The organism is Micromonospora sp. CPCC 205546, assembly GCF_036902715.1.
In the GTDB taxonomy this organism is placed as follows: Bacteria; Actinomycetota; Actinomycetes; order Mycobacteriales; family Micromonosporaceae; genus Micromonospora.
In genome coordinates, this window is the sequence record NZ_JBAKHL010000069.1 from 16,619 (window position 1) to 32,295 (window position 15,677).

Annotated in this window: 4 protein-coding genes; 1 reads left to right on the forward strand and 3 read right to left on the reverse strand. The window is 76.6% G+C overall.

Going from position 1 to position 15,677, the window contains the following annotated elements; translation table 11 throughout:
• Positions 1-53: 53 nt before the first annotated feature.
• The gene (locus V6U77_RS24755) at positions 54-815 is read left to right on the forward strand and encodes a thioesterase II family protein (protein ID WP_334609072.1); all 762 of its coding nucleotides are present in this window, start codon (positions 54-56) and stop codon (positions 813-815) included.
• A gap of 69 nt (positions 816-884) precedes the next feature.
• Here V6U77_RS24755 and V6U77_RS24760 read toward each other — a convergent pair whose 3' ends face one another.
• The 3 genes from V6U77_RS24760 to V6U77_RS24770 form a co-directional block, all read right to left on the reverse strand.
• Complete coding sequence (locus tag V6U77_RS24760; protein WP_334609073.1) at positions 885-1,772, reverse strand: SAM-dependent methyltransferase; 888 nt, start codon at positions 1,770-1,772, stop codon at positions 885-887.
• A gap of 29 nt (positions 1,773-1,801) precedes the next feature.
• The gene (gene mhpA, locus V6U77_RS24765) at positions 1,802-3,358 is read right to left on the reverse strand and encodes a bifunctional 3-(3-hydroxy-phenyl)propionate/3-hydroxycinnamic acid hydroxylase MhpA (protein ID WP_334609074.1); all 1,557 of its coding nucleotides are present in this window, start codon (positions 3,356-3,358) and stop codon (positions 1,802-1,804) included.
• 85 nt (positions 3,359-3,443) lie between these two features.
• On the reverse strand, positions 3,444-15,677 hold a 12,234-nt coding region (locus V6U77_RS24770), incomplete at its 5' end, for an SDR family NAD(P)-dependent oxidoreductase (RefSeq protein ID WP_442934502.1).

Genomic DNA, 15,677 nt, shown 5'->3' on the forward strand with positions numbered 1-15,677 from the left:
GGGTCCACGTCGTCCCGGTCGGGAACCGCAGCCGCCGGAAGGACCGCCAAGGGATGACCACGCCAGATACCGACAACGGCCTGTGGGTGCGACGCTTCCACCCGGCCCCGGGTGGCGCGAGGAGGCTCGTGTGCCTGCCCCACGCCGGCGGGTCGGCCAGTTTCTACTTCCCCGTCTCCCGCAGCCTCTCCCCCGCCGTGGAGGTGCTGTCGATCCAGTACCCGGGTCGGCAGGACCGCCGCCACGAGAAGTGCATCGGCGACATCCAGCAGCTCGCGCGGGAGGTCTTCACCGTGCTGCGGCCCTGGATGGACGAGCCGTTGGCCATCTTCGGGCACAGCATGGGGGCCAGCGTCGGCTTCGAACTCGCCCGGCTCATCGAGCAGGACGGCGGCACGGCGGCGCACCTGTTCGCGTCCGGGCGCCGGGCGCCGTCCCAGGCCCGGGACGAGACGGTGCACCTGCTCGACGACGAGGGCCTGCTGGCCGACGTCCGGAAGCTGAGCGGCACCAACTCCGCCGTCCTCGGTGACCCGGAGATGCTGCGGGCCGCGCTGCCGGCGATCCGCAGCGACTACCGGGCCGCGGAGACCTACGCCTACCGGCCGGGCCCGCCGCTGAGCTGCCCGATCACCGTCTTCACGGGCGACGACGACCCGAAGACGACGGTCGAGGAGGCCCGGGCCTGGTCGACCCACACCACCGGGGCGTTCGACCTCAAGGTCTACCCGGGCGGGCACTTCTTCCTGGCGGAGCACCAGTCGGCGGTCCTGCGGGCCATCTCGACGGCCCTGAACGCGGCGCCGGCGATCTGACCTGACCGGACGAGGGGCCCGTCCACCGGTGTCACGACCGGTCGGCGGGCCCCTCGTCGGTGCGCGGCGTCACCGCTTGTGGCCGACCGCGATCACGTAGTCGAGCTGCGCCATCTCGCGCTTCATGAGGTCCTGGTTCTTCCAGTGCGCCGCCATGCTCTTGCGTACGGCGGGCTTGACGGCGGCACGGAACTCCGGGTCGTTGGTCCGGTCGGCCATGTACGCGCGCCAGCCCTCCCACGTGCGGTCCTTGATCGAGTGCACCTCCGGGTTGGCGAAGCCCGCCTCGACCAGCTCCTGCCGGTACGTGTCCCGGTCGTGCCAGTTCTCCTTCGGGATGCTGAACTTGACGAAGCTCAGCGGGCCGGACTGGATGGCCGCGCGGACGACGTCCCCGCTGACCGGGATGATGTCGGCCGTGGCCAGCACGCCACCGGGGCGGAGCACCCGCAGCGCCTCGGCGAAGAACGCGCTGCGCGGGTAGAAGTGGAAGGCGGACTCCAAGGCCACGACCCGGTCGAAGGTGTTGTCCTCGAAGGGCAGTTCGGTGGCGCTGCCCAGCCGGAAGTCGGTCCGGTCCGCGAGGCCCTCCTCCTGCGCCCGCCGCTGGGCGGCCTCGACGTGGTGCGGGGTGATGTTCAGCCCGTACACCTTGGCGACCCGGCGCTCGCGCAGCCACTTGAAGTCCTGGTCGGCGTAGCCGAAGCCGACGTCGAGGACGGTGTCGTCGGGCTTGAGGCCGGCGGCGTCGGCCAGCTTGTCGGCCAGCGCCTCGGCGGCCGTGTCGAGGTCGGTGACCCCGTCCTCCCAGTAGCCGACGTTCATGTAGTGGGTACGGCGGGCCGCGAACTCCACGTCGGGCGACTGGATCTCGTAGAAGCGCCGGACCCGGGTGATGGGGTCGGCGGTGAAGACCGTGCGGATCGCCCGGCCGGCGATCTTCAGGTTCTCGAACATGTGGGTTCCTTCCGGTGGGTGGATGCCGATCAGCCGCGCCGGACCTGCTGGCGCAGGTCCTCGACGAGCGCGGGCACACCGGCCGGGTCAGTGGCCGTGCCGAAGACGTAGAAGTCGGGCCGGACGAGCACCGCCACGGCGTCGTAGCGCTTGAGGAGGGGCAGGTACACGTCGTCGAGGTCGAAGGCGGTCGGCACGGCGCCGGGTGCGGGGGCGGGAGCGCCGGCGGGGACGACCCGGACGACCCGGGCGTCGAGCGAGTCCAGGAAGGCCCGGGCGTCCGCGTCGAGCAGCCCGTCGGGCTCCTCGGCGCAGAGCAGGACGAAGCCGGTGCCGACGATCTCGTCGAAGAGCCCGGCGCGGCCGTCGACCTCGACGCGGCCCTGCGGCATCGGCACGCCGGCGCCGTCGGCGCGGGCGTGCAGGACCCCGCCGGCCAGGGGCTCCAGCAGGGAACGGGTGCGCGGGCGGGCGGTACGCCGACGCAGCTCCGCGAGCATCGCGGCGTCCCGGCCGGCCGCGGCGGTACGGTCGGTCTCGCAGATCACCGTGCCCGAGTCCATGGACATCCGGATGGCGTGCTGCACGTGCGCGCAGCGCTCCTCCTGGTAGGTGTCCAGCAGGGCCTCGTCGGCGAGGCCGCGGTGCACCAGGTCGAGCTTCCAGGCGAGGTTGAGGGCGTCCCGGAAGCCGGAGCTCATCCCCTGCCCCATGAACGGCGGCATCACGTGCGCCGCGTCGCCGGCGATGAGGATGCGGCCCGAGCGCCAGCGGTCGGCCGAGCAGGCCTGGGTGGTGTAGACGCCGTACCGCTCCAGGGTGGCGTTGTCGGGGGTGATGTCGAAGAGGCCGAGCAGCCGCCACACGCTCTCGAGGCTCTCGAACTCCTCCCGGCTCTCCCCCGGCACCCGCATGAACTCCCACCGCCGGTGCCCCGGGCCGGCGGACACGGCCGTGCGGGGGCGCGCCGGGTCGCAGACCTGCAGGTTGTTCGGCTTGAACTCGCGGGCCTCGTGCGGCACCACGTCGCAGACCAGCCAGTCGTACGTGAAGTCGAGGTCGGTGACGCCGCTGCCCAGGTGCTCCCGGACGAAGCTGTTCGCCCCGTCGCAGCCGACGACCCAGCGGGCCGCGTGGACCTCCTCGCCCTGCGGCCCGGCGATGGTGACCTCGACCCGGTCGTCGCGCTCCGCCAGGCCGGTCACCTGGTACGGGCGCAGCACCGTGACGCCCGGCAGTTCCGTCCCCCGCTCGGCGAGCAGCGCCTCCAGGCCGGGCTGGTAGAAGGAGACCGAGTCGGGCCAGCCCATCGGGCCGTCGCCGGTCACCTTGACGTGCAGCAGGGTCCGGCCGAAGCCGTTCTTGAAGGTGTACTCGCCCGACGACTCCACCACGGGGCCGAGCCGGTCGGCGACGCCGGCGGCGGCCAGGATGCGGCTCGCCTCCCCGTCGTACGACACGGCTCGCGGGAAGTTGTACGGGGTGGCCCACCGCTCGACCGCCGTGACGGTGAGTCCCCGCTGCGCCAGCAGGATCGTGAGCATCTCACCGACGGGGCCGTAGCCCACGATCAGGACGTCGGTCATCAGCATCGGTATCGGTTCCTCGGTGAGTCGGTCGGACACGGTGTCGACGGGGACGGCTCGCGCCGTGGGGGCAGCCGGACGGCCATCAGAGACCGAGTTCGGAGTCGATGAGGTCGAAGAGGTCGTCGTCGCTGGCCAGTTCGAGGTCGAGGTCGGGATCGCCGCCCGAACCGGCGCGCATCGTGCGCCACTTGGCGATCAGCACCTCCAGCCGGGACCCGATCTGGTCGTGCAGCTCCGCCTCGACGCTGGCCTCGGTCAGCGAGCGCTCCAGGTTCTCCAGGTCCGTGAGGACCGGCGGCACCGCCGGGCCGGTGTCCGGCGCCAGCTGGGACACCAGGAACGTGGCCAGCTCGTTCGGGTCCGGGTAGTCGAAGATCAGCGTGGCCGGCAGACGCAGGCCGGTGGCCGTGGTCAACCGGTTGCGCAGCTCGACGGCCGTCAACGAGTCGAAGCCGATCTGGCTGAACGCCCGGCCGGGGGCCACCGCCGCGCGGCTGCCGTGCCCGAGCACGCTCGCCGCCTGCTCGCGCACCAGGTCGACCACCAGGTTGTGGCGCTCGGGCCCGGCCAGGGCCGCCAGCTCGTCGGCGAGGGTACGCCCGCCGGCGACCGGGGCGGCCGAGCGCGCGGTCGGCCGTTCCCGGCGCATCAGCCCGCGCAGCAGCGCCGGCGGGCGCTCGACCCGTTCGCCGAGCGCGGCGACGTCGATCCTGGTCGGCACCAGCACCGGCTCGGCCGCCCGCAGGCCCGCGTCGAACAGGGCCATCCCCAGCTCGGACGGGATCGCGAGCTGCCCGTCGCGGGCGGTGATGCGGGGATCGGCGCGGTCCAGCTTGGCCGTCATCTCGCTGGCCTGCTCCCACAGCCCCCAGGCGAACGAGCGGCCCGGCAGCCCCTGCGCGCACCGCGCCAGCGCGAGCGCGTCGAGGAACGCGTTGGCCGCCGCGTAGTTGCCCTGGCCGGGCACGCCGAAGACACCCGCGCCGGAAGAGAACAGCACGAACCCGGCCAGGTCGAGGTGGCGGGTGAGCTCGTGCAGGTGCCAGGCGGCGTCGAGCTTCGGCGCGAACACCGTGTCGACGCGCTGCGGCGTGAGGGCGGTGACCACCCCGTCGTCGAGCACCCCGGCGAGGTGCACGACCGCGGTCAGGGGGTGTCGCGCCGGCACCGAGTCCAGCACGCGGGCCAGGGCGTCGCGGTCGGCCACGTCGGCCGCCACCACCGTGGTGTCGGCTCCCAGGGCGCGCAGCTCGGCGAGCACCTCGGCCGCGCCGGGGGCCCGCTCGCCGCGGCGGCTGACCAGCAGCAGCCGGCGTACGCCGTGCGTCTCGACCAGTCGCCGGGCGACCAGCCTGCCCAGGGTGCCGGTGCCGCCGGTCAGCAGCACGGTGCCGTCGGGGTCCCACGCGCGGGGCATGGTGAGCACCACCTTGCCGACGTGCCGGGCCTGGCTGACGTGCCGGAACGCCTCCGGCGCCTGCCGGACGTCCCACACCTGGGTGGGCAGCGGGGTGAGCGTTCCCCGTTCGAAGAGCCCCAGCAGCACGACGAGCATGCGCTGCACCTCGTCGGGGTCCTCGAGGGTCAGGTCGAAGGCGGTGTACGCCACCCCCGGGTGGTCGGCGGCGACGCGGTCGGCATCCCGGATGTCGGTCTTGCCCATCTCGATGAACCGTCCGCCGCGAGGCAGCAGCCGCAGCGAGGCGTCGACGAACTCGCGGGCCAGCGAGTCCAGCACCACGTCGACACCGCGTCCGCCGGTGGCGTCGGCGAACCGGGTCTCGAAGTCCAGGGTCCGGGACGAGGCCAGGTGCCCCTCGTCGAGGCCCATCGCGCGCAGGGCGTCCCACTTGGCGGGGCTGGCGGTGGCGTACACCTCGGCGCCGAGGTGCCGGGCGAGCTGCACGGCGGCCATGCCGACGCCGCCGGCCGCCGCGTGCACCAGCACCGACTCGCCCCGGGTGAGCCCGGCCAGGTTGACCAGGCCGTGGTAGGCGGTCAGGAAGACCACCGGGACGGAGGCGGCCTCGACGAACGACCAGCCGCCCGGCATCGGGGCCAGCAACCGGCGGTCGGTGACGGCGACGGGCCCGAAGCAGCCCACGAAGACCCCGAACACCCGGTCGCCGGGGCGCAGGTCGGTCACCTCGGCGCCCACCTCGACGACCTCGCCGGCACCCTCGCCGCCGAGCGGCCCCGCGTCGCCCGGGTAGAGGCCGAGCGCGTTGAGCACGTCGCGGAAGTTGAGACCGGCGGCGCGCACGCGTACCCGCACCTCGCGGGGGCCGAGTGCGACGTCGGCGGCGTCGGTGGGGCTCAGGATGAGGTTCTCCAGGCTGCCCCGCACGGGCGCGTCCAGCCGCCACGCGGCGGCGGGTGGTGCGGTCAGCTCGCCCGCCGACCCGGCCCGCGCCAGCCGCGGCACGTACGCCGCGCCGCCCCGGATCGCCGCCTGCGGCTCGTCCGCCGCCAGCAGGGCGGCCACCTGGTCGGGGCCGATCCCGTCGCCGTCGACGTCGACGACGACCACCTGGCCCGGGTTCTCCGACTGGGCGGAGCGCACCAGTCCCCACGCCGCCGCGGCGGCCGGGTCGGTCACCTCGCCGGCGTGGTGCACGGCCACCGCGCCCCGGGTCACCAGCAGCAGCCGCGCCGCCGCCCAGCGGGGCTCGGTGAGCCAGCGCCGGAGGACGTCGAGGGCCCGTACGGCGGTGTGGCGCGCCGCTCGGGGGGCGGGTCGCGCGGGTTGCGCGTCCAGCGGCACGATCACGACCCCGGGCAGGGCCAGTCCCGCGTCGACGGCGTCGGCGAGCCCGTCCAGGCCGGCGTGGAGCGGGAAGCCGTCCAGCCCGGGAGCGACGGCCACGGCGTCGACCGGGGTGGCCGCGTCGGCCGGCGGCAGCGGCGTCCAGTCGATCCGGAACAGGGCGTCGCGGGTGGCCCGGTCGTCGGTGACGGACAGCTCCGCGGTGGAGATCGGCCGCATCGTCAGGGCGGTCACCTCGGCCACCGGGGCGCCGGTCGGGTCGGCGGCGGTCAACGCGATGGCGTGCGGCCCGACCTGGGTGAGCCGCACCCGCAGGGCGGTCGCGCCGGTGGCGTGCAGGGCGACGCCGTTCCAGGCGAACGGCAGCAGCAGCTGGCCCGCCCCGGCCCCGGCGAGACCGCCGAAGTGCGCGGCGTGCAGGGCGGCGTCGAACAGGGCGGGGTGCAGGCCGTACCGGTCGGCGTCGACCCGCTGGGCCGCCGGCAGCTTCACCTCGGCGTAGACCTCGTCGCCGCTGGTCCACACCTGGCGCAGCCCCTGGAACGCCGGCCCGTACGCGTAGCCGTCGGCGGCCAGGTCGGCGTAGAAGCCGCTCAGGTCGACGGGGCGGGCGTCGCGCGGCGGCCACGTGGTGAGCTGCGGCGACGCGGCGGGCTGGTCGGCGGAGAGGGTGGCGCTGGCGTGCCGGGTCCACGGGGTCCCCGTCGGCGCGTCGGCGGGCCGCGAGTGCACGGTCACGGCGCGCCGTCCGTCGTCGCCCGCGCCGACCGCCACCTGCACCTGCGTCGCCCCGTCGGCGGGCAGGGTGAGCGGGGCCTCGATGACCAGCTCGTCGAGGACGGGGTGGCCGACCTCGTCGCCGACGCGCAGGCAGAGCTCCACCAGGCCGGTGCCGGGCACCAGCACGCTGTCGGCGACCCGGTGGTCGGCCAGCCACGGCTGCGCGTCGGTCGACAGCCGCCCGGTGAACAGGTGGCCCCTCGCCTCGGCCAGCGCGACCGACGCCCCGAGCAGCGGATGTCCGGCCGCGTCCAGGCCGGCGGCGCCGACGTCGCCGGGGCCGGAGACGGGCCGGGGCCAGTAGCGGTGGTGGGCGAACGCGTACGTGGGCAGGTCGACCCGCCGGCCGCCGGCCAGCGCGGGCCGCCAGTCCACCGCGACCCCGTGCACGTGCAGCTGGGCCAGGGACAGCAGGAACCGCTCCCGGTCGCCCTGGTCGCGTTGCACCGAGCCGACCACCACGCTCTCGCCGTCGTGCCCGGCGAGGGTCTCCTCGACGCCGACGGTGAGCACCGGGTGCGGGCTGCACTCCACGTACGTGTCGTGGCCCTCGGCGGCCAGCGAGCGGACCGCCCGTTCCAACTCGACCGGCTGCCGCAGGTTGCGGTACCAGTAGTCCGGCCCCATCTCCTCGCCGTCGAGCCAGCGCAGGTCGGTGGTGGAGAACAGCGGCACGGCCGCCGGGCCGGGGGTGATGCCGGCCAGCACCTCGGTCAGCTCGTCGCGGATGCGTTCCACCTGCGCGGAGTGGGAGGCGTAGTCGACGGCGATCCGCCGGACCCGGACCTGCCCACCGGCCAGTTCCGCGAGGAGTTCCTCCACCGCCTCCGGCTCGCCGGAGACCACGACGGCCGCCGGGCCGTTCACGGCGGCGACCGAGACCCGGTCGCCGAAGCGGGAGATCCGCTCGCGGACGGTGTCGGCGGGCAGCGCGACGGAGGCCATCGCGCCGTGCCCGGCCAGCGCCCGCAGCGCCCGGCTGCGCAGCGCCACCACCCGGGCGGCGTCGGGCAGGGAGAGCACCCCGGCGACGCAGGCGGCGGCGATCTCGCCCTGCGAGTGGCCGACCACGGCGGCCGGCTGCACGCCGTACGAGCGCCACAGCTCGGCCAGCGACACCATCATCGCGAACAGCGCGGGCTGCACCACGTCGACCTCGTCGAGGCCGGGCGCGCCGGGCACCTGACGCAGCACGTCCAGCAGCGACCAGTCCAGGTACGGCCGCAGCGCCGCGTCGCAGGCCGCCATCCGCTCCGCGAACACGGGGGCCTGGTCGAGCAGGTCCAGTCCCATGCCGAGCCACTGGGAGCCCTGCCCGGGGAAGACGAAGACGCACCGGCCGACGGGCCGGGCCTCGCCCCGCGTCACCGCCGGGTCGGGCCGGCCCTCGGCGAGCGCGTCGAGGGCGGCGGCGACCTGGTCCGGCGACGCGCCGACCAGCACCGCCCGCGAGTCGAAGGTGCTGCGGCTGGTGGCCAGCGACCAGGCCACGTCGAGGGGCCGCTGGTCGGGCCGCTCGGCGAGGTGTTCCCGCAGCCGCCGGGCCTGCCCGGCGAGCGCCTCCGGGGTACGCGCGGAGAGCAGCCACGGCAGCGCGTACGCCTCCGTCGGCGTGGCTGCGGCGTCGACGTCCGGGGCCGGCCCGGCGACCGCCTCGACGATCACGTGGGCGTTGGTGCCGCTGATGCCGAACGACGAGACACCGGCCCGCGCCGGCCGGTCCGCCGCGGGCCACGGGCGGGGCTCGGTGAGCAGCTCCAGCGAGCCCGACTCCCAGTCGACCCGCGAGCTGCGGCGCTCGGCGTGCAGGGTGCGGGGCAGCCGGCCGTGCCGCATGGCAAGGACCATCTTGAGCACCCCGGCGACGCCGGCCGCGGCCTGGGTGTGCCCGAGGTTGGACTTGACCGAGCCGAGCAGCACCGGCGGGGCGCCGGCCGGGCGCTGCCCGTAGGTGGCGAGGATCGCCTCCGCCTCGATGGGGTCGCCGAGCGACGTGCCGGTGCCGTGCGCCTCCACCACGTCCACCTCGGCGGCGCTCAGCCCGGCGGCGCCGAGCGCGGCCCGGATGACCCGCTCCTGCGACGGCCCGTTGGGGGCGGTGAGCCCGTTGGACGCGCCGTCCTGGTTCACCGCCGAGCCGCGGACCACCGCGAGCACGGGGTGGCCCCGGCGGCGGGCGTCGGAGAGACGCTCCACCACCAGCATCCCGACGCCCTCGGACATGCCGAAGCCGTCGGCGTCCTCGGCGAACGCCTTGCACCGCCCGTCGGCGGCGAGGCCGCGCTGCCGGCTGAACCCGGTCAGCCCGGCGGGGGTGGACATCACCGACACGCCACCGGCCAGGGCCAGGTCGCAGTCGCCCTGCCGAAGTGCCTGCGCGGCCAGGTGCAGCGCCACCAGGGACGCCGAGCAGGCCGTGTCCACAGTGACGGCCGGGCCCTCCAGCCCGAGCGCGTACGCGACCCGGCCGGAGAGCACGCTGCCGGCCGTGCCGGTGAGCAGGTGGCCCTCGTCGGCGGTGACCTCGCCGTCGTCGGAGACGACGCCGGGGGCGACCCGGTCGGCGTAGTCCTGCCCGTGGGTGCCGGCGAAGACGCCGGTGCGGCTGCCCCGCAGGGTGACCGGATCGATGCCGCCGCGTTCCAGCGCCTCCCACGAGGTCTCCAGCAGCAGCCGGTGCTGCGGGTCCATCGCGAGGGCCTCGCGGGGGCTGATACCGAAGAACGCGGCGTCGAAGTCGGCGATCCCGGTGAGGAATCCGCCGGCCCGCACGTACGTCCGGCCGGGCGTGCCGGGCACCGGGTCGTAGAGGTCGGCCAGCGGCCAGCCCCGGTCGCCGGGCAGGTCGCCGATGACGTCGGCGCCCGCGTCGAGCAGCCGCCACAGCTCCTCCGGCGAGCCGATGCCGCCGGGGAACCGGCAGGCCATCGCGACGATGGCGACCGGCTCGTCCAGCGCGACGGTGCTCGCGTCGGTGACCTCGGTGGCGGCGGTGCCGAGCAGCCGGGCGTGCAGGTGCGCGGCGAGCAGTTCGGGGGTGGGGTGGTTGAACACGGCGTGCGGGGCGAGCCGGACGCCGGTGACGGCGGTGAGCCGGTTGCTCAGCTCCACCGCCATGAGCGAGTCGAAGCCGAGGTCCTTGAACGGGCGGCGCGGTTCGACCTGGTCGGGGCCGGTGTGCCCGACGACGGTGGCGCACCGGGTGCGGACGAGGTCCAGCAGCAGCTCGGCGCGGTCGGGTTCGGCCAGTTCGGCGAGCCGGTCGGCGAAGCCCTTGGCGGAGGCGGGCGTGGAGTCGGCGTTGACGGCCCGGCGGGGCGGCGGGGGCAGCAGCGCCCGCAACAGGGCGGGCACCTCGCCGGAGGTCCGTACGGCGGCCAGGTCGAGCCCGATCGGCACGAGCGCCGGCCGGTCGACGTGCAGGGCGGCGTCGAACAGCGCCAGCCCGGCGGCCGTGTCGAGGGGGCGGGTGCCGCCCCGGGCGAGCCGGGCCAGGTCCGCCGGGGTGAGCCTGCCGACCATCCCGTCCTGGGTGTCCCACAGCCCCCAGGCCAGGGCGGTCGCCGGGAGTCCCTGGGCGCGGCGGTGCGCGGCGAGCGCGTCGAGGAACGCGTTGCCGGCCGCGTAGTTGCCCTGGCCGGGGCTGCCGAAGGTGGCGGCGGCCGAGGAGAAGAGCACGAACGCGGCCAGGTCGAGGCCGGCGGTGAGCTCGTGCAGGTGCCACGCGCCGTGCACCTTGGACCGCAGGGCCCGCTCCCAGCGGGCCGGGTCGAGGTCGGTGAGCAGGGCGTCGTCGGTGGCCCCGGCGGCGTGCACGACGGCGACCAGCCGGTCGGCCAGCGGGGCGACGACCGCGGCGAGCGCCGCGCGGTCGGCGACGTCGGCCGCGACCACCCGGACGGTGACACCGGCGTCGGTCAGCGCGGTCGTCCAGTCGCCGGCCCGGCCGGTCCGGCTGACAAGCACCAGTTCGGCGACGCCGTGCACGGCGGCGAGGTGGGCGGCGACGTGCCGGCCGATCCCGCCGGTGCCGCCGGTGACCAGCACGGTGCCGCCGGCCAGCGCCGCGAGCGGCGTACCGGCCGTGGGTCGGTCGACCGGGCGGAGCCGGGGCAGCAGCGCGCGGCCGTCGCGGACGGCCACCTCGGGTTCGTCGGCGGCGGCGGCCAGCGCCGCCCGGACGGTGGCGTCGTCGGTGGCGTCGAGGCTGAGCAGGAGGAAGTGGTCGGGTCGCTCGGCCTGGGCGACCCGGACCAGCCCGGCCACCGGGGCGTGCACCGGGTCGCCGTCGCGGACGGCGAGGGCCAGGCGGGTGGTCTCCGCGCGGGGGTCGACCAGCCAGTTCTGGAGCACGCCGAGCGCGGCGAGGCCGAGGGCGTGCGCCCGGTCGGGCACCGGGTGGCCCGGCTCGCCGTCGCCGACGCGCAGCACCAGCAGCGGGGGCAGCGGTCCGTCCGGCGGCGTACCGTCGGCGAGCGTCCACGTGGGTGCCGGCGTCGCCGGGAACGCCGCGGGCAGCCAGTCGACGGCGTACAGCCCGGCGGGCGCGGGCGCCGCGGCCGGTGCGTCGGCGGCGGCCGGCGGGTCCACGGTCCGCAGCACCACCCGGTCGACGTCGAGCACGGGCACGCCGGCGTCGTCGACGGCGCTCAGCGTCACCGCGTCCGCCCCGGCGGGGGCCAGGCAGACGCGCAGCGCGTGCGCCCCGGTGGCGTGGCGGCGTACGCCCGTCCACTCGGTGGGCAGCAGCCGGGCGGTGGGCCCGGCGTCGTCGCCGGGTGCGAAGTCGGCGAGCGGCAGCAGACGCAGGGCCGCCTCCAGCACCAGCGGGTGCACGCCGTAGCGGTCGGCGTCCGGGTCCCGGGCGTCCTCGGGCAGGCGTACGTCGACGAAGAGCCGGTCGGCGGCGGTCCACGCGGCCTGGGCCAGTTCCCCCGCCAGGGCCCGGCGCTGCGGGCTGGTCAGGTCCACCGGCCGGGCCCCGGAGGGCGGCCAGACCGCAGCGGGCGCGCCCCGGCCGCTCTCCGGGTCGAGCGGGCCGAGCACGGCCTCGGCGACCTCCCGCCAGGGCTGCCCGTCGCCGGCCCGGACGTGGCAGCGCGCCACCCGGCACCGGTGCTCGTCCGGCGCCGAGACGCCGATCTGCACCTCGAGGGTCGCCTCGGCGGGCAGCGGCACCGGCTCGGGGGCGCGCAGCCGCCGCACGGTCGGGGCGCCGAGCCGCTCGCCGAGGTGGGTGAGCATGTCCAGCAGGGCGGTGGCGGGCAGCAGGGCGGCGGTGCCGTCGCCGGGGGCGGCCAGCCACGGCTGGGTGGCGGCGGAGACCTGACCGGTGCAGACCACCTGATCGGTGCCGGCGACCGGCAGCACGCCGCCGAGCAGCGGGTGCCCGGCGTCGGCCAGCCCGACGCCGACGGGACCACCGGCCGCGCTCGGCGCGGGCAGCCAGTAGTGCCGGCGCTGGAAGGCGTACGTGGGCAGGTCGACGCGGCGGTGCGGCCCGGGGCCGGCGAGGGCGGCACGGTCGACAGCGACGCCCCGCACGTGCAGGCGCGCCACGGCGGCGAGCAGCGCCTCCGGCTCGCCGGCGACGCCCCGTACGGCGGGGACGAAGGCCAGCTCGTCGGCCTCGGCGAGGAGGCAGTCCTGGGCCATCGCGGTGAGTACGCCGGCCGGGCCGATCTCCAGGAAGGTGGTGACGCCCTGCCCGTGCAGGGCCCGTACGCCGTCGTGGAAGCGGACGGTGCCCCGCACGTGCGCCACCCAGTGCTCGGGCGAGCAGAGCCGGGCCGGGTCGACGGGGTGACCGGTCAGGTTGGACACGACCGGCAGGTGCGGGGTGCGGTACGTGAGGCCGGCCGCCACCGCGCGGAACTCGTCGAGCATCGGATCCATGCGCGGCGAGTGGAACGCGTGCGACACCCGCAGCCGGCTGGTGCGGCGCCCGGCGGCGCGCAGGGTGGCCGCGACGGCCAGCACCGCGTCGGTGTCGCCGGAGACGACCACGCTGGTGGGGCCGTTGACGGCGGCGACACCCACCCGGTCGGTCAGGTGCGCGGCGACCTCGGCCTCGTCGGCCTCGACGGCGACCATCGCGCCCCCGGCGGGCAGCTGCTGCATGAGCCGGGCGCGGGCGGCGACGAGCGCCGCGGCGTCGGCGAGGTGGAACACCCCGGCGACGTGTGCGGCCGCCAGCTCGCCGACGGAGTGCCCGAGCACCGCGTCGGGGCGCACCCCCCAGGACTCCAGGAGGCGGTACAGCGCCACCTCGAAGGCGAACAGCCCGGGCTGCGTGTAGAGGGTCTGGTCGAGCAGCTCGGCCAGCTCGGTGCCCTCGGCGGCGAGGACGACGTCCGCGAGGGGGTGCGGGGCGTGGCCGGCGAGGCAGCGGTCGAGTTCGGCGCAGGCGGCGTCGAAGGCGTCGGCGAAGACCGGGTACGCCGCGTGCAGCTCGCGGCCCATGCCGGCGCGCTGGCCGCCCTGCCCGCCGAAGAGCAGGCCGAGCTGACCGTCGACGACCCGGCCGGTCAGCACACCCGGCACGTCCGGGTCCGGCTCGCTGCGGGTCAGCGCGCTGAGGCCCGCCCGGGCGGTGTCCGGGTCGCCGGCCAGCACCACGGCGCGGTGTTCGAGGGCGGCTCGGGTGGTGGCGAGCGCGTGCCCGACGTCGGCCGGGTCGGCCTCCGCGCCCGGCCCGTCGAGCCAGGTCAGCAGGCGGGCCGCCTGGTCGCGCAGCGCCTCGCCGGAGGCAGCGGCGAGCAGCCACGGTACGGGTGGCCGCCGGGTGACCGACGCGGCCCCGGGCGACGGCTGCCGTTCGGCGGCCTCCGTCGCGGTGGGTGGGTCGGCGGGCGCCTCGACGATGACGTGGGCGTTGGTGCCGCTGATGCCGAACGACGAGACGCCGGCCCGGCGGGGCCGGCGCACCTCGGGCCACGGGCGGGCCTCGGCGAGCACCTCGACCGCGCCGGCGGACCAGTCCACCTCCGACGTCGGGGCGTCCACGTGCAGGGTGCGGGGCAGCCTCCCGTGCCGCATCGCGAGCACCATCTTGATCACCCCGGCGGCCCCGGCGGCGGCCTGGGTGTGCCCGAGGTTCGACTTCAGCGAGCCCAGCCGCAGCGGCTCGGCGTCGCCGCGTCCCGTCCCGTACGTGGCGAGCAGCGCCTGCGCCTCGATCGGGTCGCCCAGCCGGGTGCCGGTGCCGTGCGCCTCGACGGCGTCCACGTCGGCGGTGCAGAGCCCGGCCACGGCCAGCGCCCGGCGGATGACCCGCTCCTGGGCGGGGCCGTTGGGGGCGGTGAGCCCGTTGGACGCGCCGTCGGAGTTCACGGCGGAGCCGCGCAGCACGGCGAGGACGGGGTGCCCGCGCCGGCGGGCGTCGGAGAGCCGTTCGAGCAGCAGCACGGCGACGCCCTCGGACCAGCCGGTGCCGTCGGCGCCGTCGGCGAACGCCTTGCACCGGCCGTCCGGGGCGAGCCCGCGCTGGCGGCTGAACTCCACGAACGCCTGCGGGGTGCCCATGACCGCCACGCCGCCGGCGACGGCGAGGGAGCAGTCGCCGGCGCGCAGCGCCTGGGCGGCCAGGTGCAGCGCCACGAGCGACGACGAGCACGCCGTGTCGACGGTGACCGCCGGTCCCTCCAGCCCCAGCGCGTAGGCCACCCGGCCGGAGACGACGCTGCCGGCGGTGCCGACGCCGAGGTAGCCCTCGGTGCCGGGCGGCGCCTGACGCAGGTTCGCGGCGTAGTCGTGGTGCATGACGCCGGTGAAGACCCCGGTGGCGCTGCCGCGCAGCGAGGTGGGGTCGATGCCGGCCCGCTCGAACAGCTCCCAGGACGTCTCCAGCAGCAGTCGCTGCTGCGGGTCCATGGCGAGCGCCTCGCGGGGGCTGATCGCGAACAGGCTGGCGTCGAAGTCCGCGGCGTCGGTCAGGAAGCCGCCCACCCGTACGTACGAGGTGCCGGGGCGGTCGGGGTCGTCGGAGAACAGGTGCGTCAGGTCCCAGCCCCGGTCGGCGGGGAACTCCGTGAGCCCTTCCCTGCCCTGGTCGACCAGGTCCCACAGCTGTTCGGGGGAGCCGACGCCGCCGGGGAGCCGGCAGGCCATGGCGACGACGACCACCGGGTCGTCCACCGTGGACGGTGTCGCGGGCCGCTCCGGTCCGGGGCCGGGCTGTCCGGCGGTGCCGCGCAGCCGGGCGGCGAGGTGCCGGGCGAGGGCGTCCGGGCTGGGCCGGTCGAACGCGGCCGTGGCGGAGAGCCGTACCCCGGTGGCCCGGGCCAGCCGGTCACGCAGGGCGACCGCGCTGACCGAGGTGAAGCCGAGTTCCTTGAAGGCCCGGCCGGGGCGGACCGCCGCCGGGCCGGACAGGCCGGCCACCTCGGCGGTGGCGGCGCGGACCAGGTCGAGCAGGAGCCGGTCCCCCTCGGCGGTGGTCAGCCCGGCCAGCCGGCGGCGCAGCTCGGCGGCGTCCCGGTCGGCGGAGGCGTCGCGAGCTGCCGCGACGGGCGTACGCCAGGCGGGGTGCGCGGCGTCGGCGTGGCCGGCCGGGCGGGCCAGCAGGACCAGGTCGTCGCCGTCGTGGGCCACGTCGAAGGCAGCGAGGTCGGCGCGTACGGCCGCCGGGGCGCCGGTTGCGGGGGCGGTGGGTGACGGCTCCCGCCCGGCGGGCGCGGTCGTGCCGACGAGCCGGGCCGGGAGGCCGGCGGCCCGGCGGCGGGCGGCCAGGGCGTGCAGCGCGCCGACGGCCGCCACGGCCCGCTCCCG